This window comes from Flavobacterium sp. 11, from assembly GCF_002754315.1.
GTDB classification, from domain to species: domain Bacteria; phylum Bacteroidota; class Bacteroidia; order Flavobacteriales; family Flavobacteriaceae; genus Flavobacterium; species Flavobacterium algoritolerans.
On sequence record NZ_PEFE01000001.1, the window covers coordinates 2,942,944 to 2,965,094 of the forward strand.

The 22,151-nt window shown below is 33.8% G+C and carries 20 protein-coding genes; 11 read left to right on the forward strand and 9 right to left on the reverse strand.

Translation table 11 applies throughout. From position 1 onward, the window contains the following. Positions 1-8: 8 nt before the first annotated feature. From ilvN to CLV00_RS12860, 5 genes are all read right to left on the reverse strand, one after another. Positions 9-533 (reverse strand): acetolactate synthase small subunit, encoded by a 525-nt coding sequence (gene ilvN, locus CLV00_RS12840; protein ID WP_099715558.1) that lies wholly within the window; start codon positions 531-533, stop codon positions 9-11. 73 nt (positions 534-606) lie between these two features. Next, positions 607-2,301, reverse strand: coding sequence for a biosynthetic-type acetolactate synthase large subunit (ilvB, locus tag CLV00_RS12845; RefSeq protein WP_099715559.1), 1,695 nt, complete (start codon positions 2,299-2,301; stop codon positions 607-609). 80 nt (positions 2,302-2,381) lie between these two features. Next, a complete protein-coding gene (ilvD, locus tag CLV00_RS12850; RefSeq protein WP_099715560.1) occupies positions 2,382-4,055 on the reverse strand; it encodes a dihydroxy-acid dehydratase in 1,674 nt (557 codons plus the stop codon). A 273-nt stretch (positions 4,056-4,328) separates the two neighbouring features. After that, positions 4,329-5,444: a 3-isopropylmalate dehydrogenase gene (leuB, locus tag CLV00_RS12855; protein WP_099715561.1), complete on the reverse strand. Its 1,116-nt coding sequence runs from the start codon at positions 5,442-5,444 to the stop codon at positions 4,329-4,331. 38 nt (positions 5,445-5,482) lie between these two features. Then, positions 5,483-6,658 carry a 2-isopropylmalate synthase gene (locus CLV00_RS12860; protein WP_099716341.1) on the reverse strand — a complete coding sequence of 392 codons (1,176 nt, stop codon included), beginning with the start codon at positions 6,656-6,658 and terminating at the stop codon, positions 5,483-5,485. A gap of 154 nt (positions 6,659-6,812) precedes the next feature. Between CLV00_RS12860 and CLV00_RS12865 the strand changes: the two genes are divergently transcribed. After that, positions 6,813-8,357: a hypothetical protein gene (locus CLV00_RS12865; RefSeq protein WP_099715562.1), complete on the forward strand. Its 1,545-nt coding sequence runs from the start codon at positions 6,813-6,815 to the stop codon at positions 8,355-8,357. Between the two features lie 94 nt (positions 8,358-8,451). Here CLV00_RS12865 and CLV00_RS12870 read toward each other — a convergent pair whose 3' ends face one another. Both CLV00_RS12870 and CLV00_RS12875 read right to left on the reverse strand, forming a co-directional pair. Then, positions 8,452-8,742: a putative quinol monooxygenase gene (locus CLV00_RS12870; RefSeq protein ID WP_099715563.1), complete on the reverse strand. Its 291-nt coding sequence runs from the start codon at positions 8,740-8,742 to the stop codon at positions 8,452-8,454. Positions 8,743-8,744: 2 nt separating this feature from the next. Continuing rightward, positions 8,745-9,338, reverse strand: a complete 594-nt coding sequence (locus CLV00_RS12875) for an NAD(P)H-dependent oxidoreductase (protein ID WP_099715564.1) — start codon at positions 9,336-9,338, stop codon at positions 8,745-8,747. Between the two features lie 97 nt (positions 9,339-9,435). Here CLV00_RS12875 and CLV00_RS12880 point away from each other — a divergent pair, with 97 nt between their 5' ends. Further along, positions 9,436-10,329 (forward strand): LysR family transcriptional regulator, encoded by an 894-nt coding sequence (locus CLV00_RS12880; protein ID WP_099715565.1) that lies wholly within the window; start codon positions 9,436-9,438, stop codon positions 10,327-10,329. A gap of 214 nt (positions 10,330-10,543) precedes the next feature. Here the strand turns inward: CLV00_RS12880 and CLV00_RS12885 are convergent, their stop codons facing one another. Beyond that, positions 10,544-12,520, reverse strand: a complete 1,977-nt coding sequence (locus tag CLV00_RS12885; protein ID WP_099715566.1) for a thiamine pyrophosphate-dependent enzyme — start codon at positions 12,518-12,520, stop codon at positions 10,544-10,546. A 172-nt stretch (positions 12,521-12,692) separates the two neighbouring features. On the opposite strand from CLV00_RS12885, the gene CLV00_RS12890 reads away from it, so the two are divergent. The 8 genes from CLV00_RS12890 to CLV00_RS12925 all read left to right on the forward strand — a co-directional run bounded on the left by CLV00_RS12890 (position 12,693) and on the right by CLV00_RS12925 (position 19,276). Further along, positions 12,693-13,643, forward strand: coding sequence for an isopenicillin N synthase family oxygenase (locus CLV00_RS12890; protein WP_099715567.1), 951 nt, complete (start codon positions 12,693-12,695; stop codon positions 13,641-13,643). A 147-nt stretch (positions 13,644-13,790) separates the two neighbouring features. Then, positions 13,791-14,120, forward strand: coding sequence for a translation initiation factor (locus CLV00_RS12895; protein WP_099715568.1), 330 nt, complete (start codon positions 13,791-13,793; stop codon positions 14,118-14,120). A 72-nt stretch (positions 14,121-14,192) separates the two neighbouring features. Beyond that, positions 14,193-15,062 carry a nucleoside phosphorylase gene (locus CLV00_RS12900; protein ID WP_099715569.1) on the forward strand — a complete coding sequence of 290 codons (870 nt, stop codon included), beginning with the start codon at positions 14,193-14,195 and terminating at the stop codon, positions 15,060-15,062. A 94-nt stretch (positions 15,063-15,156) separates the two neighbouring features. Next, positions 15,157-16,281, forward strand: coding sequence for an SDR family oxidoreductase (locus tag CLV00_RS12905; protein WP_099715570.1), 1,125 nt, complete (start codon positions 15,157-15,159; stop codon positions 16,279-16,281). A 114-nt stretch (positions 16,282-16,395) separates the two neighbouring features. Next, positions 16,396-16,923 carry a GNAT family N-acetyltransferase gene (locus tag CLV00_RS12910; protein WP_099715571.1) on the forward strand — a complete coding sequence of 176 codons (528 nt, stop codon included), beginning with the start codon at positions 16,396-16,398 and terminating at the stop codon, positions 16,921-16,923. After that, on the forward strand, positions 16,923-17,774 hold the full coding sequence (locus CLV00_RS12915) for a substrate-binding domain-containing protein (protein ID WP_099715572.1): 852 nt from the start codon (positions 16,923-16,925) through the stop codon (positions 17,772-17,774). The genes CLV00_RS12910 and CLV00_RS12915 overlap by 1 nt, the downstream gene beginning before the upstream one ends. 21 nt (positions 17,775-17,795) lie before the next feature. Then, positions 17,796-18,728, forward strand: a complete 933-nt coding sequence (locus CLV00_RS12920; RefSeq protein WP_099715573.1) for a transglutaminase — start codon at positions 17,796-17,798, stop codon at positions 18,726-18,728. A 257-nt stretch (positions 18,729-18,985) separates the two neighbouring features. Continuing rightward, a complete protein-coding gene (locus tag CLV00_RS12925; RefSeq protein WP_099715574.1) occupies positions 18,986-19,276 on the forward strand; it encodes a hypothetical protein in 291 nt (96 codons plus the stop codon). Between the two features lie 94 nt (positions 19,277-19,370). On the opposite strand, the gene CLV00_RS12930 is transcribed toward CLV00_RS12925, so the two are convergent. Next, positions 19,371-19,808, reverse strand: coding sequence for a PepSY-like domain-containing protein (locus CLV00_RS12930; protein WP_099716342.1), 438 nt, complete (start codon positions 19,806-19,808; stop codon positions 19,371-19,373). A gap of 388 nt (positions 19,809-20,196) precedes the next feature. Between CLV00_RS12930 and CLV00_RS12935 the strand changes: the two genes are divergently transcribed. After that, positions 20,197-21,654, forward strand: a complete 1,458-nt coding sequence (locus tag CLV00_RS12935; RefSeq protein ID WP_199074798.1) for an NAD(P)/FAD-dependent oxidoreductase — start codon at positions 20,197-20,199, stop codon at positions 21,652-21,654. Positions 21,655-22,151 lie beyond the last annotated feature (497 nt).

The following is a 22,151-nucleotide window of genomic DNA, read 5'->3' on the forward strand; positions in this document are numbered from 1 at the left end:
TAAACGAATTACTGTTTAAGTTCTTCTAATAATGTTGAAATCTCCATTTTTGCTTTGGAAACCGATATTCTTCCGGAACGAACAAATTGCATGATTCCAAAAGGTTTTAATTTTTCGTATAACGATTCTATTTCAGCACGTTGTCCTGATTTTGAAATCACAAAAAAGTCTCTCGCAACAGTAACTATTTCAGAGTGGCTTTCTTTAATTATGTTCTGAATTTGTTTCTCATCAAAAAGCAAGCTCGATTCAATTTTGAATAGTGCATTTTCCAAGAAAATAGTTTCTTCGTCAATATGATAAAATGCTTTGATGACTTCGATTTGTTTTTCGATTTGTCCTACTATATTTTGCACCCATTTTTCAGTAGTATTAACTACAATGATAAATCTGGAAACATTTTCAATTTCAGATTCGGATACATTTAAACTCAAAATATTGATATGGCGTTTCAAGAATATTCCAGATATTCTGTTTAATAAGCCAACGTTGTTTTCTGAATAAACAGAAATGGTGAATGTTTTATTTTCCATGTTTTTTTGTTTAAAGTTTTTTTGTTTAAAGTTTAAAGTTGTACAACTTCAAACCTTAAACCTTAAACTTTTTCTAACTCAATCTTATATCAGAAACCGATGCTCCTGTAGGAATCATTGGGAATACGTTATTTTCTTTTTCTACCATAACTTCAAGGAAATACGATTCTTTTGAAGCCATCATTTCGGCAACGGCAGCATCTAAATCTTCTCTTTTAGTTACTTTTTTTGATTTAATATAATAGCCTTCAGCAATAGCTATAAAATTAGGATTGATCATTTCTGTAGAAGCGTATCTTTTGTCAAAAAACAATTGTTGCCACTGACGTACCATTCCTAAAAATTCATTGTTCAAGACCACAATTTTCACTGGAACTTTAGTTTGAAAAATAGTTCCTAGCTCCTGAATAGTCATTTGAAAACCTCCATCACCAATAATGGCTACCACTTCACGATTTGGCATTCCCATTTTGGCTCCAATCGCTGCCGGTAAAGCAAATCCCATAGTTCCTAAACCACCGGATGTTACATTGCTTTTGGTCGAATTGAATTTGGCATAACGACACGCAAACATTTGGTGTTGACCCACATCCGAAACCATTATGGCATCTCCTTTAGAATGTTTGTTAATCATTTCAATCGTTTCTCCCATAGAAATTCCTTCTTTCTTTGGTTTTAACTCGTCATTGATTACCGCTTCTAATTCTATTTCATATTTCTCTTTGAATTCATTGTGCCAAGCTTCATGAGAGTTATTTTCGATTAAAGGAAGTAGAGCTGTTAAAGACTCTTTTAAGTCAGCCAAAACTGCTACAGTAGTTTTTACATTCTTATCTACTTCCGCTGGATCAATTTCAAAATGAATTACTTTGGCTTGTTTCGCATAAGTAGCTAAATTTCCTGTAACACGATCGTCAAAACGCATTCCAAGCGCAATTAAAACATCACATTCATTTGTCAAAACATTAGGACCGTAATTTCCGTGCATTCCCACCATTCCTACATTCAATGGATGATCTGTTGGCATTGCCGAAAGTCCTAAAATTGTCCAAGCAGCCGGAATTCCTGATTTTTCAACCAAAGCTTTTAACTCTGCTTCTGCTTCACTAAGAATTACGCCTTGACCAAATATGATGAATGGTTTTTTAGCAGTATTAATTAATGCTGCCGCTTCCTTAACCTTTTCAAGATTTAAAACTGGTTTCGGATTATAACTTCTAATACTGGTACATTTTTTATAACTGAATTCAATTTCGTCAAACTGAGCATTTTTTGTAATATCAATTAATACTGGACCCGGACGACCTGATCTGGCAATATAAAATGCTTTTGCAATGATTTCAGGAATTTCTGAAGCTTCGGTAATTTGGTAATTCCATTTGGTTACCGGAGTCGAAATTCCAATGATATCAGTTTCTTGAAACGCATCGGAGCCCAATAAATGTTTTCCTACTTGTCCTGTGATACAAACCATAGGAGTCGAATCGATTTGCGCATCTGCAATTCCTGTAACTAAATTTGTTGCTCCCGGACCCGAAGTTGCAATTGCAACTCCTACTTTTCCTGTTGCTCTTGCAAAACCTTGTGCAGCATGAGTTGCTCCTTGTTCATGACGAACTAGAACGTGGTGTAATTGATCTTGAAATTTATATAATTCGTCGTAAACTGGCATTATAGCTCCACCTGGATAGCCATAAACCAAATCTACTCCTTCTTCTAATAAGCATCTTATAACGGCTTCGGCGCCGGATATTTTATTTGTTCCCATGGGTACGTTTATTATTTTTTAGAGATAGAAACATATATTTAAAATATTTTGTTTTGTTTCTATTCCTTCTTTTTTGAAAATTATTTATCGGTTACACATCCTTCAGAGGCACTTGAGACCGAACGCATATATTTAAGTAACACTCCTTGTTTAATTGGTGATTCCGGTTTTTTCCAATTGGCTTTACGTTTTGCAAATTCTTCGTCAGATATTTTCATATTAATGGTGTTTTTTACAGCATCAATTGAAATCACATCACCGTTTTCTATTAAAGCAATTCCGCCACCATCATACGCTTCTGGTGTAACGTGACCTACCACAAAACCGTGTGAACCTCCAGAGAAACGTCCGTCAGTAATCAAAGCAACTGAATTTCCTAAACCAGCTCCCATAATAGCAGAAGTTGGTTTTAACATTTCAGACATTCCAGGACCACCTTTTGGACCACAATACCGAATGATTACTACGTTTCCTGGTTTTACTTCACCAGCTTGGATTCCTCTGATTACATCTTTTTCACCTTCAAAAACTACAGCTGTACCTTCAAAAAATTCTCCTTCTTTACCACTAATTTTAGCCACACAACCTTCTGTTGCAATGTTTCCGTATAAAATTTGAATATTTCCAGTTGCTTTTAAAGCATTTTGAATTTCATGAATCACTTGTTGACCATCATGCAAATCAGGAACTGAAGCTAAATTTTCTGCAATTGTTTTTCCGGTTACAGTCAAACAATCTCCGTGCAATAAACCTACTTTTAATAAATATTTCATTACTCCCGGAACACCACCAACATTGTGTAAATCTTCCATTAAGTATTTTCCACTTGGTTTCAAATCTGCTAATAAAGGTGTTTTATCACTAATATCTTGAAAATCTTTCAATGTCAATTCAATACCAACCGAGTGAGCCATTGCAATTAAGTGCATAACCGCATTTGTAGAACCTCCTAAAACAGCTACGATTGTAATTGCATTTTCGAATGCTTTACGAGTCATAATGTCTCTTGGCTTAATATCTTTTTCTAATAATATTCTGATCGCTTTACCAGCATCAACACATTCTTGTTTTTTTTCTGGGCTCAAAGCAGGATTAGAAGAACTGTAAGGTAAACTCATTCCTAATGCTTCAATCGCTGATGACATGGTGTTAGCTGTGTACATTCCACCGCAAGCACCTGCACCTGGACAAGCATTTTGAATTACTCCTTTGAAATCTTCGGGAGTGATTGTATTGCTAATTTTTTTACCTAAAGCTTCAAAAGCAGAAACAATATTCAAATCTTCTCCTTTCCATTTTCCTGGGTGAATAGATCCTCCATAAACCATAATAGAAGGGCGATTTACTCTACCCATAGCCATTAGCGCTCCTGGCATATTTTTATCACAACCCGGAACAGCAATCATTCCATCATACCATTGTGCTCCCATAACCGTTTCAATAGAATCTGCAATTACATCACGGGAAACTAAAGAAAAACGCATTCCATCATTACCATTTGAAATTCCATCACTGACACCAATAGTATTAAAAATCAAACCAACTAAATCTACTGCCCAGACGCCAGTCTTAATATCTTTAGCCAAATCGTTTAAGTGCATATTACAAGGGTTTCCATCGTAACCCATACTCACAATACCTATTTGCGCTTTTTTAAGATCTTCTTCAGTTAATCCAATTCCGTACAACATGGCCTGAGAAGCTGGTTGTGTTTCATCTTGCGTAATTATTTTGCTGTATTTATTTAATTCCATTATATGATTGTTTCTCTATTTTTTAAATTTATTCCAAAAAAAAACCTCCCAAAATAATTGGGAGGTTTTAAATATTTTTTTTAATTATATCTATACCATTCCCTCTGCACATGTGATAATCACATTGACATTAATAATTGAAGAAATAATAGATACGATTTGCATTTTTTATTTTTATTTGCTTCAAAAGTATAAAAACAAATAGTACTAAAAAAATATAACCTCAATATTATATGCATTTTCAATTATTTAATGCATTTTGATTATTGCTTTTTAAACAATAGTCGATTGTCCTATGTAGACATTGTCACTTTTAAAATATAAGTCATCTTTACTTAAAATGTAATTTGAGATAAAGTCTCCTACTTCATTCGTTCCAAATTTTGAATACGGATTCAAATCTGCCGTGACGACATTTAATTCGATTGCTTTATGCACTGCTTCGTATACTTTTTGGGATTCCATATGAAGACCAAAATGTTCCAAAAGCATCGCAGCAGATACTATTGAAGCAATAGGATTAGCAATGTTTTTTCTTTTTGCTTCTGGATAAGAACCATGAATAGGCTCAAAAAGTGCATTTGAATTTCCTAAAGATGCTGATGGCAATAATCCTATTGAACCGGTAATTACACTCGCTTCATCTGATAAAATATCACCAAATAAATTTTCAGTCAAAATGACGTCAAACTGTTTTGGATTAATGATTATTTGCATCGCAGCATTATCAACAAAAAGAAAATCTAAGGTTACATCAGGATATCCTTCTGCGATTTCTGATACCACTTTTCTCCATAATCTTGACGTTTCAAGGATACTGGCTTTGTCTACCAAAGTCACCTTTTTTTGTCTTTTTTGTGCAGTTCTAAAAGCTAAATGACTGATACGAATAATTTCTTCTTCGGAATACTCACATAAATCAGATGCTAAAGTGCCTTGTTCATTGATCTTTTTTTCACTGAAATAAGATCCTCCCGAAATTTCTCTGAAAATTATAAAATCAGCTCCTTCAATTATTTTTCTTTTTAAAGGAGATAAATCCAATAAGTCATTGTATGGTTTTATAGGTCTTATATTTGCATACAGTCCTAGTGCTTGTCTCAATTTTAATAATCCTTGTATAGGGCGTGATTTTGAATCTGAATGGGTATCATATTTTGAATCATCAACGGCTCCAAACAATATAGCATCAGTATTCAAACAAAGGTTCAATGTTTGCTCCGGTAAAGGATTTCCTGTTTTCTCAATAGCAATAGCACCAATAAGCGCGTCTTCAAAAACAAACTCATGATCAAAAACAACACCTATTGCATACAATGCTTTTTTTGCTTGTAAGATTACCTCCGGACCTATTCCGTCTCCTGAAAGTACTGCTATTTTTAAGTTCATAATAGTAGGATTTAGATTTTATTAGAAATCAAAATATTTTAGTTAAGGATTAATTCCTTATTCATTTTACAGGCTTCAATTATTTGATGAATATCATCATCCAGCACTTCTTTTTTAATGTCAGCAAACTTTAAAAATTCAACATAGACAACATCTAATTGCACTTTTGTAAGTTCGTACCCAACTTTTTTGGCTCTGTAAGCCAATGCTGCTCTACCACTTCTGGCCGTAAGTACTATAGATGATTCATTTACACCTACTTCTAAAGGATCCATGATTTCATAAGTCGCTCTATTTTTTATCACACCATCTTGATGAATTCCGGAGCTGTGTGCAAAAGCATTAGCACCAACAATCGCTTTATTAGGCTGCACCATCATTCCCATACTTTCAGAAACCAATCGGCTCATTTCATTCAGCTGACGTGTATTGATATTCGTGTCTAAATTCAAATAAGGATGTTGTTTGAAAATCATCACTACTTCTTCAAGAGCTGTATTTCCTGCTCTTTCACCTATCCCGTTTATCGTACATTCAATTTGTCTGGCCCCATTTACAGCTCCTGCAATTGAATTAGCCGTAGCCATTCCTAAATCATTATGACAGTGACAAGACAAGATTACGTTTTCAATTCCTTTGACGTTTTCTTTTAAATACTTAATTTTTGCACCATATTCTTCTGGCAAACAATACCCTGTTGTATCTGGAATATTAAGTACGGTAGCACCTGATTTTATTACTTCTTCACAGACTCGCGCCAAGAATTCATTATCTGTTCTACCAGCATCTTCAGCATAAAATTCAACATCTTCAACATACGATTTAGCATGTGAAACGGCAAATTTTGCTCTTGCAATAATATCTTCTCTAGTTGTATTTAGCTTGTGTATTATGTGCGAATCAGAAGTTCCAATTCCAGTATGTATACGAGGTCTTTTTGCATGTTTTAAAGCTTCTGCAGCAACATCAATATCATTTTTCACCGCTCTTGTTAATCCGCAGACAACTGCATTTTTTACCACCTTACTTATTTCTGAAACAGATAAAAAATCACCCGGACTAGAAACAGGAAAACCAGCTTCTATAATGTCAACACCCATTTCGTCCAGTCGATTTGCTATAACGAGTTTTTGATTGGTATCTAATTTACATCCTGGGACCTGTTCGCCATCTCTTAAAGTGGTATCAAAAATTTGAACTTTCTCTCTATTCATTTTCATTTATTTAATGTAATTTCACATCTTGATAACAAAAATATCTTTCATTACTTTAATATAAAACTCAATTTAATGAAATATACTGCTTATAAAACAAATAATAACTTTGTAAGCTACTGAAAAACAACAAATTAAGCTACTATATTTTACAATGGCTAACCATCAAAAAGATTTCTTATTTGTATTAATAAAATCGCTTTCAAAATCTGAAAAAAGACAATTTAAGATTTTTGCAAGCCGATTGGAAACCAGTTCCAATACAAAATTCATCGAATTATTCAACATTTTAGACAAATCAGAAGTCTATGATGAGAAACTCATTCTGAAAAGCGGTATCATTAAAAAAGTACAATTATCGAATCTTAAATCATATTTGTACAAGCAAATTTTAGTGAGCATCCGATTGAATATTCCCAGTCAAAACATTCGATATCAGCTTAGAGAACAAATCGATTTTGCTGCTATATTGTACAATAAAGGGTTATACAAGCAGAGTTTAAAAATTTTGGATAAAACAAAAATTTTAGCTTTAGAGAATGATGAAAAACTCATGGCGTATGAAATCGTAGAATTCGAAAAACTTATTGAATCACAATACATCACACGAAGTATTCAAGGACGGGCTGATGAATTGGTTATTCAGGCCAAAGAATTAAATTATCGTAATACCATTTCCAGTAAATTATCTAATTTATCCCTGCAACTGTATGGGATTATGCTTAAAACCGGTTATGTAAAAAGTGATGAAGAGTATACCTATATAGACGACTATTTCAATAAGCACATTTCTAAATTTGATGATAAAAAGTTTGGTTTTAGAGAAAAATATTGGTTTTATAATGCGTATTTATGGCGAAGTTTCTTAGTACAGGATTTTCTTTCCTGCTATAAATATTCTTTAAAATGGGTGACGCTTTTTTATGACAACCCTAATATGATTTATTTAAACCCTGTATTTTTCTTAAAAGGAAACCATTATTTATTGGAATCTTTATACATGTTGAAATACAAATCAAAATTCAAAAAGTATTTATCACTGCTGGAAAATACCATAAAAGACCCACGTTTTCCCGTGAATGACAATATTGCGTCACTATCATTCTTATATGTGTATAACAATAAATTGAATTACCACATTCTGGAAGGAACGTTTGCCGAAAGCGAATACTTAATTCCCGAAGTATTAAATAAATTAAAACTTCATACGGACCATCTTGATGAGCATCACGAAATGTTGTTCTATTATAAATTTGCCTCAATTTATTTTGGGAACGAAAAATATGCGGAATGTATCTTTTATTTAGAGAAAATCATAAACAACAAAAATCTTTCGATGCGAGAAGATTTGATGTGTTTTGCTCGAATTTTGTGTTTAATTGCTCATTATGAATTAGGTAAGGATTATTATCTGGAAAATCAGTTGAAAAACACTTATAAATTCCTTATCAAAATGAATGATTTACATGAAGTGCAAAAAGAAATTATTCGATTTTTGAAAAACTTAAACTCTATTTATCCAACAGATATCAAAAAGGAGTTTATAAAAATGAGAGCTCGATTTATTGAATTGGAAAAAAATACTTATGAGAAAAGAGCTTTCCTTTATTTGGACATTATTTCTTGGCTCGAAAGCAAAATTGAAAACCGAAAAATCAGTGATATTATTAAGGAGAAAGCAAAATTGATCAATCGATAACATTTTATATGACAAAAGGAGGTTCAACACCTCCTTTTTGTTAACCTATAATTCTTTTCTTCCTCTTTTATATCGAGTAATAACACCCCAATTATTACGCTAATTTTTCTGTTCTATAAACAATAGGCGCTTCTTGTAACAATGGTTTTGCATTTTCGAAAAAAGAAATAAGGTACGTTTTCTCATCATGAAGCTTCAATCCAGCCTCATTTTCCCATACTTCATGAAAAATAAAAATAGTTGACTCTTCAAGACTTTGATGCAAATCATATTGCAAACAAGCCGCTTCTTTAGTCGAATTTTGAACTAAATCCAGCAAAAGCGATTTCAATGTCTCGCAACTTTCCGGTTTACTTTTTAGGATAACGGTTAGATTTATTGGCATAATTAATTTAAAAATAATTGTGTTAAATGGTTTTCATACACTTTAAGATCATTTACAACATCAGCATTTTTTTCAATATCATGAAAATGAATACTTTGTAACGGTTTCATGCCTGTAAAAGCGTTCATTCGGTGAAAACCAAATAACGGTCCTTCATCCACACTGTGCTGATTGAAAAATTCTCCCGGTAAAGTAAAAGCTTCTTTTGGGGCATTCCAAGAGGTAGTTACCATATATTTTTTGCCGTGAAGCATTCCTCCTGTTCCGTAATTAATAGTTGGATTTTCAGATGAACGTCCGTCACTTTTGTAAATTCCCTTGGCATGGCCTTCAGTAAAAACCACATCAATGTATTTTTTAAATCCGTGAGGCAACTGAAACCACCATATTGGAGTGTGATAGATGATTACATCAGCCCAAACAAATTTTTCAACTTCAGCCACAGAATTATAATCGTCATTGATATTGGTTGTTTTTACTTCAAAATTGCTGTTTTTTTTGAAAAAATTCAAAGTTTCGTTCGAAATGGTTTCATTAAATCGTCCTCCGGAATGACCAAACTTTTGCCCCCCATTTATTATAAATATTTTTGTCATGATTTGTATTTTTTAATTTGATGGTGCAAAGTTATAACGAAAAAGTCTATTATTAAAATAACTTAATTCATACCTTTGTATTATAATTATAATAGTTATGATAAATTTAGAATGGTATCGAACGTTTAAAGCGGTATACAAAACAGGAACCTTGACTAGTGCGGCAGAAGTATTATTTATTTCTCAACCTGGTGTGAGTCTGCATTTGAGCTCCTTGGAAAATTATGTGGGCTATAAATTATTTGACCGAACCGGTCGAAAAATGGTTCCCACCGAAAAAGGAAAAGTGCTCTACAATTTTATCATTGAAGCATTGACTAAACTGGAAGAAGCCGAGAAAAATTTTCAAAGAAGCACCGAAAAAAATACGCCAACTATAAGTGTTGGAATGTGTTTTGAAACTTTCCAAATTACTCTGGAACAGTATATTTCAAGCTTGCCATTTAATGTTATTATTCAGTTTGGTGAATATCCTGAAATGGTCGAAAGTCTAGAAAAAGGAATTCTTGATTTAATCATCACACCACAAATGGTGGTTAAAAATACCATTGATTACCAAGCCTTTTCTTCAGAAACCATTGTACTTGTTGGCGGAAGCGAAATTGACGATTTGGAATTCGATTCAATAGAAAAAAATGAGAATTTAGAAGAAATCGAACTTTGGTTAAAACAACAAAAATGGTATGGAACTACTGGGGATATGGAACATTTACGTCGTTTTTGGCAATTAAATTTCAATAAACACCCTGATTTCAGACCTAACTATATTGTGCCAAATCTAAATTCTATCGTACGCTGTCTGAGCAGTGGCAAGGGATTGGCTGTTGTTCCTGATTTTCTTTGCAAAAAAGAAATTGACAATGGTTCGATTAAAATGATTTGGGAAGGAAATACGCCACTAAAAAATACGCTCTATTTTGCAACCAGAAAAAAAACAATGTATCAGGAAGAAATAACTCTGATTAAGAAAATATTTTTGGAATTAAACTAAAACACTCCGTCTAAAAAATATTCATTACTTTTAAAGGATACTTAAAAATTTAAAATTATGAATGGATTTTTTAAAACAATACTTGCAGGTTACGGTGCCAAAAAATTAGGTGGCGGCTGTTTTGGAACAATTATTATTTTCATAATAATCTATTGGATATTAGGTTATTTTTAGAATCATAACGCTAAAAATAACCCAATTACAAATTCAAATATTAGTAAGCCAAGAGTTCTTTCAAATCACTTTCGAATCTTCCTTTCGGTAAATATTGATCTTCCAAAGCTTTTGTAAAAGGAATTGGCGAGTCTAAACTTGCTACGCGTTTTACTGGCGCATCAAGATATTTGAAACAATTTTCCATTATCATTGCCGAAATATCACTAGCAATACCACCAAACATACTGTCTTCCTGATAAATAATCACTCTTCCTGTTTTCTTTACCGAAGCAAAAATAGCTTCAGTATCCAAAGGCTGTAAAGTTCTCAAATCCAACAAATCAGCAGAAATTTCAGGATTTTTTGATAAAGTATCCAAAGCCCAATGCACCGTTGCTCCAAACGAAATGATAGTAACATCAGCCCCTTCTTTCAACAACGCCGCTTTTCCTAATGGAATGGTATAATAATTGGTTGGTACATCTTGGTAAACGCTTCTATACAATTGCTTATGTTCAAAGAATAATATCGGATTCGGGTCGTTTATGGAAGTATTCAATAATCCTTTCGCATCATACGGAAATGCCGGATAAACTACTTTTAAACCCGGTGTTTTGGTAAACCAAGCTTCATTGGTTTGCGAATGAAAAGGGCCCGCTTGTGTTCCTCCGCCACAAGGCATTCTAACTACAACATCAGCTTTTTCTAACCAACGATAATGTGATTTGGCTAATAAATTCACAATTGGATTGAAACCTGTCGAAACAAAATCAGCAAACTGCATTTCCACAATCGCTTTATAGCCATTAATCGACAATCCCATTCCTGCCGAAACCACTGCACTTTCACAAATTGGCGTATTAATGACACGCTCTTTACCAAATTGCGCTACAAAACCATCTGTAATTTTGAAAGCACCACCATATTCAGCGATATCCTGACCCATGATTACGGAGTTTTCATGACGTTCCATCGATTGTCTCAAACTGTTAGAAATCGCATCTATGAAACGAATATTTTCTTTTTCCTCAGATGGATTAACTTGCTCGAATACATAAGGTTTGTAAACATCATTTAGCTCTTCACTTAAAGAAGCTTCAATTTCTGGTTCAGCATTGGCAATAGCCAGACTTTCATCAATTTCCTTCTTTATTTCAGCATGTAAAGCCGCATCAAAATCAGCTGTAAGAACTCCGTTTTCTGCCAAATACTTTCTGTAATTTTCTACTGGATCTTTAATAGCCCACATATCCATTAACTCTTGTGGAATATATTTGGTACCACTCGCCTCTTCGTGCCCGCGCATTCTGAAGGTTTTGAATTCCAATAAAACCGGACGTGGATTTTCTTTCATCGAAGCCTTCAATTCAGATAATAAATTAAACACTTCCAGAATATTATTTCCATCAACAATATGACTTTCCATTCCGTAACCTTTCCCTTTATCGGCCAGGTTTTCGCAACGGTATTGTTCATTTGTAGGAGTCGAAAGTCCATAACCGTTATTCTCTATCACAAACAGCACCGGTAATTCCCAAACGGAAGCAATATTCAACGCTTCATGAAAATCGCCTTCGCTTGTTGCTCCTTCGCCTGTAAAAACGGCAGTAACTTTTCCGTTTTTCTTTAGTTTATTGGCCAAAGCAATTCCGTCAGCAAGGCCTAATTGCGGACCTAAATGCGAAATCATTCCTATAATCTTGTATTGTTGTGTTCCAAAGTGAAAACTTCGATCACGCCCTTTCGTAAAACCATTGGCTTTGCCTTGCCATTGTGAAAAAAGTCGGTATAACGGAATATCTCTTCCGGTGAAAACACCAAGATTTCTATGCATTGGCAAAATGTATTCATCTGAATCTAAAACTGCTGTGACTCCAACAGAAATAGCCTCTTGACCAATTCCAGAAAACCATTTGGATACCTTTCCCTGACGAATAAGAATCAACATTTTCTCCTCAATTAGTCTTGGTTTCAGTATTCTTTTATATAAATCTAATAATTGGTTGTCTGTAAGATTTTTTCTGTCGAAGATCATTTTTTCGGTTTTATTGTATGGTTCAAAGATAAAAAAATATAACAGTTTAGTATTATTTTGTTATATTTTTTTATATTGTTTATAAGTTTTAAAATTCAGATATAAAATTATTCTTTACATTTGTATCTGCAAGGTTTTTAGCCTTACAAGTTATTAAAAAATATTTAAAAGTATGCAAAACATTCCTAGTGTTGACTTGCGTGATTTCCTTTCGGACGACCCGAAACGTAAACAAAAATTTGTAAATGAAATCGGAAGTGCATTTGAAGATATTGGCTTCGTAGCACTCAAAGGGCATTTTTTAAACGACCAACTGGTTGATGAATTGTATGGTGAAATCAGAAATTTTTTCGCTTTACCTTTAGAAACAAAACACAGTTATGAAATCCCTGGAATTGGCGGACAAAGAGGTTATGTTTCTTTTGGAACAGAGCATGCCAAAGGCAGAAAAGAAGGTGATTTGAAGGAGTTTTGGCATTTTGGACAATACGTGTCTGAAGATTCAAAATACGCTTCAGAGTATCCTGAAAACGTTGAAGTTAAAGAACTTCCCCGTTTTAATGTTGTAGGTAAAGAGGCTTACCAAATGCTGGAAAAAACAGGAGTTTATGTTTTGAGAGCTTTGGCTTTACACCTTGGTTTAGATGAATTTTATTTTGACCAATATGCCAAAGACGGAAATTCAATCTTAAGACCTATTCATTATCCACCGATTACATCTGAGCCAGCAAACGCTATTCGTGCTGCTGCTCACGGTGATATCAACTTGATTACTTTGTTGATGGGTGCACAAGGAAAAGGATTGCAAGTACAAAATCACAACGGAGAATGGATTGATGCCATTGCTGAACCGGATGAATTAGTTATTAATGTGGGTGATATGTTATCGCGTCATACGAATAACAAATTAAAATCTACTATTCATCAAGTGGTAAACCCACCAAGAGAATTATGGGGAACTTCACGTTATTCTATTCCGTTTTTTATGCATCCAGTGAGTGATATGAAATTGGATTGTTTGGAAAACTGTATTGATGCAGAACATCCAAAAAAATTCGAAGATATTACTGCGGGAGCTTATTTATACGAGCGTTTAGTAGATTTAGGGCTTATTAAAAAATAATTCATAATTTTATAGTTCAAGAAAGACATCGAGTTCGCTTGATGTCTTTTTGTTTTTTTACCATTAAGAAATTAAGGTAGATTAAGAGCAGTGAAACTTAATTTTCTTAACTTCTTAATGGTTTAATAATTAATTAATTTTTAAAACATGGACTTACAAGACCAATTAAAAAACCTTTTTCCAGATCACGAACCATCTCCTGAAGATCCAATTGAAGAAGTGGCTCACGAATTATACGTTCAAAAAGAACCTATGATTTGTAAATTCGAAAAACGAAAAGGAAAAGCGACTACCATAATTGAAGGCTATGAAGGTACTGACGAGGATTTTAAAATTCTTGCCAAGGAAATCAAAACCAAATTGAGTGTTGGTGGAACTTTCAAAGATAATTCCATTATCATTCAAGGTGATTATCGTGATAAAATAATGACTATTTTAAAAGAAAAAGGATTTAAAGTAAAACGTGTTGGAGGGTAAAAAGTATTCAGTGTTCAGTTATTAGTATTCAGTTGAGCAACTTGAAACCTTAAATATTAAACAAAAAAAATAATGATACAATCATCAGAATTAATATTAAATCCAGACGGTAGCGTTTATCATTTGAATTTAAAACCAGAACATATTGCACACGATATCATCTTTGTAGGAGATCAAAATCGCGTGGAAAAAATCACACAATTTTTTGACAGCATTGAATTTTCGACTCAAAAAAGAGAATTCAAAACCCAAACCGGGATTTTTAAAGGCAAGCGAATTACAGTAATGTCTACAGGAATTGGTCCTGACAACATTGATATTGTCATCAACGAACTGGATGCTTTGGTCAATATTGATTTGAAAACACGTCAGCCAAAAGAAAATTTAACTTCACTGAACATCATCCGTATTGGAACTTCGGGTTCTTTACAAGCCGATATTCCTGTTGATAGTTTTGTGATGTCAAAATTTGGATTAGGACTGGATAACATGCTACGCTCCTATTTGATTGACGAAGTTTCGAATCTTGAAATGGAAGATGCTTTTGTGAAACACACCAATTGGGATTTACGAAAAGGAAAACCATACGTGATTGCTTGTTCTGAAAAATTGGAAAAAATAATTGAAAGCGACAAAATGCACAAAGGAATTACCGCAACTGCAGGTGGTTTTTACGGTCCACAAGGTCGAGTGTTGCGTTTGAATATTCAAGATGAAGCGCTAAATTCTAAAATGGATAATTTTGAATTTGGTGACAACCAAATCACCAACTTAGAAATGGAAACGGCAGCAATTTATGGACTTTCGACTCTTTTAGGACATAACGCATTGTCATTGAACGCTATCATTGCCAATCGTGCTTCGGGAACATTTAGCGAGGATCCGTACAAAGCCGTTGATGAATTGATTGCGTATACTTTAGAAAAAATAGCTTTAGGATAGCAAAATTAATTTTCAAAACCGTACCCATTTGTAGTTTTAAAAAAGTGCTCTTTAATTTTTTTAAAACTACATTTGTTTTTAGAACAAAACGATAATGAAAATAATACTTACAGGTGCAACAGGAGTTTTAGGATCTCATATTATGTATGAAATTCTAGAGCTTTTCATCAACACTAAAATTGATGGAAAACTATTTATTATTGCACGAAATAAAGGAAAAAACTCCGCTTTAGATCGAATAAACGAACTCCTATCAAGTAGTTACACGCCTAAAATCATAAAAGAAAAAGGCATCGCAAAACTGCATGAATACATTGAAATCATTGATACCGATTTGGATGTAATTCAAGATACTTTTTCAAGTCAAATAAAAGGTGCTTATTTTATCCATTCGGCGGGATTCGTGAATTTATCTACCGATGAAGAACAACGCGAAAAGATTTTTGAAGAGAATACCAAAATCACAAAATCCCTTTTCAATCTATTTCATCCTTTTATAAAAAAGTTCATTTACATTGGTACTGCTTTTTCATCTGGAAATCGAAAAGGATTAATTGACAATGATTTTCATAGTTTAGGATTCAAACCGGAGCATCGTAATGCGTATGAAAATGCCAAATTCCATTCAGAAAATTTTATAGCAGAAGAATGTAAAAAAATAGGCTTACCCTTTCAAATTCTGCGCCCAAGTGTGATTGGAGGCAAAATGTTGGGGAACGAAAACCAGTATTTTATTTCGAAATATATGGTTTTTTATCTTTTGGCTAAATTCTTTCACTTCACTTCCCAACGAAAAGGAGATCAAGAAAATGTGCGTTTTATAGTCAATGAAGACACCGTTTTGAACATTATTCCTGTCGATTATGTGGCAAAAGTGATTGTAAATACATTTGAAAGAGAAGATATTGAACAGCTTAATATTGTACATCATAAAAGTTTCAATATGGTAAATGGATTGCAGTTAATTATGAAGGAAGTTGGTTATACCAATTTTACCTTAATACAAAATTCGTTAGACTTCAAATACAAAAACACTATCGAAAAATTGTATTATGAAAGTATTGGAAAACATTTAAACCCTTATTTTACAACAGCTGCCAATGAATACGATACCACTTTGTTGAATTCTATTCTTGAAATACCAAAACTGGACCAGGAGGCATTTACCAATATGATTCGGTATGCGAGATTGAATAATTTTAAAGATATTAATGTGTAATTTTAGGAGCTATTTCCCGCTATACGTTGCAATCTTTTCCTTTTCAAAGAAAAAAGGAAAAGGATTTTCACTGCTATCAGGGCTAAATCGGGAACCATCAAATTTTAGTAAAACATGAATCTTATTTTAGAAACCGACCGATTAATTTTAAGAGAAATGCTAGTTTCAGATGCCGAAGCATTATTTGAAATGGACAGCAATCCTAATGTACATGAATATCTTTGGAACAAACCATTGACAGATATTAGCGAAGTACATGCCTATATCAAGCTTGTCAGAGAACAATACATCCAAAATAACATTGGACGATTTGTGATTATTTTGAAAGAAACAAATGAATTAATTGGTTGGGCCGGATTAAAATACAACACAGAAATGGTGAATAATAAAATTCATTTCTACGACATTGGATATCGGTTAAACGAAAAATTCTGGGGCAAAGGATATGCAAGTGAAGCCAGTTTTGCTTGGCTGGATTATGGTTTTAATGTAATGAATATCAAAATTATGGAAGCCGCAGCGCATACTGCCAATATCGCATCAAACAGAATATTACAAAAAATTGGACTGGAAATGACCGAACAATACTTGGAAGACGGCGTTTCTTGGAATTGGTACGAATTAAAAAATCCTAACCTATAATGAAAACAATAAAAATAGCTGGAGTTCCGGAACATTTCAATCTTCCCTGGCATTTGTCAATAGAAAACGGAGATTTCGAAAAAGAAAACATCGATTTGCAATGGACTGACGTTCCTGAAGGAACCGGAAAAATGTGTCAAATGCTTCGTGATGGCGAAACGGATATTGCCGTAATCCTAACGGAAGGAATCGTAAAAGATATTGTTGCCGGAAACCCGAGTAAAATAGTTCAGGTTTATGTAGAAAGTCCTTTGATTTGGGGAATTCACGTAGCAGCAAAATCAAATTACAAGACATTGGCTGACATAGAAAACACCAAAGTGGCGATTTCCAGATTAGGTTCCGGTTCGCAATTAATGGCGTATGTAAATGCTGATAATCAAGGTTGGAAAACAGATAATCTTCAGTTTGAAATTATAAATACCATTGATGGAGCTGTCGAAGCTTTGACAAATGGAACCGCCGATTATTTTATGTGGGAGCGTTTCATGACCAAACCACTTGTAGACAAAGGTATTTTCCGCAGAATTGCTGATTGCCCTACGCCTTGGCCTTGTTTTGTAATTGCGGTTCGTGAGGAAGTTTTGGAAAAAAATCCAGCCGTTATTTCAAAAATTCTTGCAATCATTAATCAAACTACGCTTGAATTCAAAGATATTCCAAGTATTGACAAAACGTTGGCTTCAAATTACCATCAAAAAATTGAAGATATTCAAGAATGGTTGTCATTAACGCAATGGTCACAAAAACCATTAATAGCAGAAATGTTAAACAAAGTTCAAAATCAACTTTTTCAACTTAAAATTATCGATAAAAAAGGTACTTTTGAGGATATTGTAAAAACAGTCTAGATTGCTGTTTTTATTTTTGCTATGATAAAAATAAAAGAAATTAATTTTCAGGGTATTAAACAGCGATTTCAGGTCAAAAAACCTTGGGATGACGTTATTATTTTTATCCTGAACATATTAATTGCTATTCCTCTCTTTATTATTGTACATCAAAACTTAATCAATCCCAATTGGTTTCTGAATATAGACAGAGTGGTTTTGTTTCTATTAATGATTGTTGTTATTCAAATTATCCTTCGATTCTTGAGAACGATTATTCTCTTTTGTATCATTCTATATTTATTGGTTTTAGTTTATGGTTCCACTATTGGAAACTATGGATTTAACAGCGTTTTTGAAGATTATAATTCAATTATGTACACAATGTCAGACAATCCATATCCACAAGATATTATCATTGCAAAATTGCTTCCGTTTCCCAATAAATCAAAAATCATCAATGCCATAGAATATCAAAATCCAAAAATCAGGAATTTTGCGATTATGGCAACATCAAAACATTTCAAAGACATAAAAGGATATTCTGATTACAGAACTATTATACAATGCTTTGCTGTTTTCAAGGAAATTAACAGCAGATGGAACTATGTAAGCGATCCAAAAGCACGTGATTATATCGCTACAGCTACAGAATCACTGCTTTATTTTTCTGGTGACTGTGATGATCATTCGATATTAATGGCTGCCAGTATCAAGTCTATCGGTGGAACTCCCCGATTAATCCATACTACTGGACATATTTATCCCGAAATACTGATAGGCTCTTTGACTGATTTAGAAAAAGTAAATTTTCTAATTAAAAATGTATTATTTGTCAATGAAAGCAATGAACAAAAACTTCATTATCACGTTGATGAGCGCGGTCAAATCTGGATGAATCTTGATTATACTGCCAAATATCCCGGAGGACCTTTCATGTCTGAAGAAATTTTAGGTGCCTTGACATTGGATTAATAACACTTTAAAAGCATTAAAAAAATCTTTAAATAAATGACGCGTTTTTAAAATCAAAACGGAATTATATTAAACACTATTTCATGTTAGATTTAAAATGTTAGCTATTTAAAGTAGTCTTAAATGTATTTTCAATTTAAAAATAATATTTTAAAAAAGTTCAATAAACAAAATATTTTATTTAACTTTGAATTACAAAGTACTTTTAAAAAAATAGCATTAAACAAGTAATTAAAAAAAGTTTAAACATTAAAAATATGGATAGTAAATCAAATTTTTGGAATATAATAAGTTGGGGGTTTGGAATAGTTGTTTTGGTAATCGGGATTATAAATACTTTTTGGGGAAATGATCTAGGTTTTGGAGTTTTCCTCATTATACTTTCTGTCGTTTATTTTCCACCGACAAATGTAATTTTGAAGAAAATAACTGGTTTTTCAATTCCGCTTGTAATAAAAATTCTATTGGGTCTTTTTATCATTTGGGCGGCATTAGGCGTGGGTGAATTGTTCAATAAAATAGAATTAATGATGATGGATTTAGAATAAACCGCGCAAATCATAAACTAAAAGAAATGAAAAACTCCGTTATTACTAATGGAGTTTTATACATTCAAAACAAGGTTAATTACAAACCATTTTTTTAGTTTAGCTTTTTTCCTTTTAAAATTTGTCCTTCTTTGATAAATTCTAAATCAATATTATTCGTTAAATCAACGTCGAGGTTTTTGTGCCCATAATCAATGTGTGTAATTTTTTCATTCGGATAATTTTTTGCCACATAATCTTTGACTGTTGCGGGAATGAATGCGGTTGGAATCGGTTTCTTGCCACCATCTACCTCACGGTAAGAACCATCTTTCCAAAATTCTACCTCAGTACCATCTTTAAGCTTGACTTCATAGCCTTTTTCACCATATTCCGCATCTTTCTTGGCGATATTAACTGATGTATGGCTAAAATATTTTTGAAGAAAATCCTGTGCTGCTATTGGTAATTCAGTGATTTCTATTCTCTTTTGAGCGCTCGCCGATAATACAAAACCCAGTAATAATGCGACTAAAGTGATTTTCCTTTTCATGGTTTCCATATTTAGGTTATCGTATTGCTAATTTACGATAAGTAAAAATGCATTCAAATCAATTTAAGAAACCTTTAATTTTTATGATACTTTTTTTTAATACTTATATCTGCTAAACTCTAAGAAATAAAAAACTCCATTGTTTCTAATGAAGTTTGTCTTGTCCTCCTTGTGGACCTGTTTACACCCTTTTTTTGCAAGATTTCAATAAAATAGCGCTGAGAAATCCTTTCTATTTCAATTTGATAAAGTAGTTTTGTGCTTTAAATCTTTTATCCTAAACTTACGCAACTGCCATAAGCGGCAAAAAGCTGAAAAATGTAAGTTTCTGTCGTTACATCATATAGAAGTTAATAATTTGACCAGCATTAGTTAAATCAATACTGAAGTGAAAAAAGTGGAAAATGAAGAAGTAAGCTGGACTATGTGCGCAGAATGTCAAGGAAGAGGCAAGAAAAGTCGAGGACTAACTAAGAAAGCACGACTACTCCACCAGCTAGCATTAGAACAATTTAAAAAGACGAATGGTGAAGGAACGGCTCCAGTTCCTCCTAAAGGCCACCTTCACTCCTGCCCAAAATGTTCCGGATCTGGGCTGCTTCGTTCTTCCAGTCCAACTATAGCGGATAAAGAAAACTATCCACATCTAGCCATTATTGGTGGCGGTATTGGCGGTGTGGCTCTTGCTGTGGCTTGTTTGCACCGCGGAATTTCTTTTACCTTATATGAACGCGATAATAATTTTGAAGCCAGGTCTCAGGGCTACGGACTCACTCTGCAGCAAGCTAGTAAAGCGATTGAGGGATTGGGTATTTTCTCGCTGGAAGAAGGAGTAATTTCAACCAGACATTTGGTTCATACAACAGCAGGGAAAATAATCGGTGAATGGGGAGTCAGAAAATGGATACAGTCAGATACGAAAACTTTTCAAAAACGTACTAATATCCATATTGCACGACAATCTTTACGCTTAGCGTTAATTCAACAACTCGGCGGACAGGATGCGCTACAATGGGGACATCAGTTATTAGATTATAAGGAAAGTGATGGTAACGGTGTTGATTTAAGCTTTCAAGTGAATGGGGAAATCAAGCATACCAAAGCGGATCTTGTAGTTGGTGCGGATGGTATTCGCAGTTCAGTGCGGAGGTTACTAATTGGTGCCGATATCAGCCCTTTACGTTACTTGGATTGTATAGTGATATTGGGTATTTGTCCTTTGAAAGCACTCGAAAATCTTGACAGTTCTTTACTGGACTCGGCCACTGTATTTCAGACCGCCAATGGCAATGAACGAATCTACATCATGCCTTATACTTCAGACTCCGTAATGTGGCAATTGAGTTTTCCAATGCCAGAAGAAGAGGCTAAGGCATTAAGTGCTAAAGGACCTCAAGCACTCAAGGAAGAAGCCTGTCGTAGAACTCTGTGGCACAGCCCTATTCCTCAGATTTTAGCGGCAACCCTGGAAGCTCAGATTTCTGGTTATCCCGTGTATGACCGAGAATTACTTGAACCAGAATTATTAGCAAAAGGACAGCAAGTAACCCTGATTGGAGATGCGGCTCACCCTATGAGTCCATTCAAAGGACAAGGTGCAAATCAAGCGCTGCTGGATGCACTATCATTGGCTCGCGTGATATCAAGAGGATGCAGACCTTTTTCTCAATGGCGAAAAGCTGGAATAAGGAAAAGTGTATTGACGGAGTTTGAATCAGAAATGTTAGCACGCAGTGCTACAAAAGTGAATGACTCTGCAGCTGCCGCACAGTTTCTACATTCCGATATTGTGCTTCATGAGGGTGATGAGCCTAGAGGACGAATTTTGAAGAAAAAGGACGCATAGCATAATCCTGTGAATTTGCCATTTTATCGCTCAGAGATTTTAAAAAAGTCAAGACATAAAAAACTCCATTATTTCTAATGGAGTTTCTTGTGGGCTGTCAGGGTTTGAAATCGAACTCTTGATACCTGTCTTGACATTTTTCGAGAATATAAAATAATTTCACTTTTGTTTCGAATTCCAACGTGGTCTTGGAACAGAAACAAATATTGGTAGATATATTGGCAAAACACAATGTTAATGCCATTCATTTGCTTTGATTGGCTTTGTAGAGGAATGGAAGGTGGCCAAATGGAAAAAAACCTTTTAAAGCAGTCCAATGCTAAAGACAATCGTTCCGTTTTTAGCAAATGTCTTTAAAATACAATACCAATGGTTATAAAAGAACAAGCTGAAGTCTTTACCGATGGTAATTTCAGATTTCACTTAGAACCAATGGACATTCCAGTTTCTAAAAGTATAAGAATGGATTTAATGTGGAATACTGACAAATTATACAT

What these genes read in the sequence shown, in the direction of transcription:
- ilvD (WP_099715560.1), bottom strand. Translation starts at nt 4,055, where the DNA reads ATGGAATTAAATAAATACAGCAAAATAATTACGCAAGATGAAACACAA.
- CLV00_RS12890 (WP_099715567.1), top strand. Translation starts at nt 12,693, where the DNA reads ATGCAAAACATTCCTAGTGTTGACTTGCGTGATTTCCTTTCGGACGAC.
- CLV00_RS12865 (WP_099715562.1), top strand. Translation starts at nt 6,813, where the DNA reads ATGGCTAACCATCAAAAAGATTTCTTATTTGTATTAATAAAATCGCTT.
- leuB (WP_099715561.1), bottom strand. Translation starts at nt 5,444, where the DNA reads ATGAACTTAAAAATAGCAGTACTTTCAGGAGACGGAATAGGTCCGGAG.
- CLV00_RS12915 (WP_099715572.1), top strand. Translation starts at nt 16,923, where the DNA reads ATGAAAACAATAAAAATAGCTGGAGTTCCGGAACATTTCAATCTTCCC.
- CLV00_RS12900 (WP_099715569.1), top strand. Translation starts at nt 14,193, where the DNA reads ATGATACAATCATCAGAATTAATATTAAATCCAGACGGTAGCGTTTAT.
- ilvN (WP_099715558.1), bottom strand. Translation starts at nt 533, where the DNA reads ATGGAAAATAAAACATTCACCATTTCTGTTTATTCAGAAAACAACGTT.
- CLV00_RS12925 (WP_099715574.1), top strand. Translation starts at nt 18,986, where the DNA reads ATGGATAGTAAATCAAATTTTTGGAATATAATAAGTTGGGGGTTTGGA.
- CLV00_RS12905 (WP_099715570.1), top strand. Translation starts at nt 15,157, where the DNA reads ATGAAAATAATACTTACAGGTGCAACAGGAGTTTTAGGATCTCATATT.
- CLV00_RS12875 (WP_099715564.1), bottom strand. Translation starts at nt 9,338, where the DNA reads ATGACAAAAATATTTATAATAAATGGGGGGCAAAAGTTTGGTCATTCC.
- CLV00_RS12870 (WP_099715563.1), bottom strand. Translation starts at nt 8,742, where the DNA reads ATGCCAATAAATCTAACCGTTATCCTAAAAAGTAAACCGGAAAGTTGC.
- CLV00_RS12880 (WP_099715565.1), top strand. Translation starts at nt 9,436, where the DNA reads ATGATAAATTTAGAATGGTATCGAACGTTTAAAGCGGTATACAAAACA.
- CLV00_RS12895 (WP_099715568.1), top strand. Translation starts at nt 13,791, where the DNA reads ATGGACTTACAAGACCAATTAAAAAACCTTTTTCCAGATCACGAACCA.
- CLV00_RS12885 (WP_099715566.1), bottom strand. Translation starts at nt 12,520, where the DNA reads ATGATCTTCGACAGAAAAAATCTTACAGACAACCAATTATTAGATTTA.
- CLV00_RS12910 (WP_099715571.1), top strand. Translation starts at nt 16,396, where the DNA reads ATGAATCTTATTTTAGAAACCGACCGATTAATTTTAAGAGAAATGCTA.
- ilvB (WP_099715559.1), bottom strand. Translation starts at nt 2,301, where the DNA reads ATGGGAACAAATAAAATATCCGGCGCCGAAGCCGTTATAAGATGCTTA.
- CLV00_RS12860 (WP_099716341.1), bottom strand. Translation starts at nt 6,658, where the DNA reads ATGAATAGAGAGAAAGTTCAAATTTTTGATACCACTTTAAGAGATGGC.
- CLV00_RS12920 (WP_099715573.1), top strand. Translation starts at nt 17,796, where the DNA reads ATGATAAAAATAAAAGAAATTAATTTTCAGGGTATTAAACAGCGATTT.
- CLV00_RS12930 (WP_099716342.1), bottom strand. Translation starts at nt 19,808, where the DNA reads ATGAAAAGGAAAATCACTTTAGTCGCATTATTACTGGGTTTTGTATTA.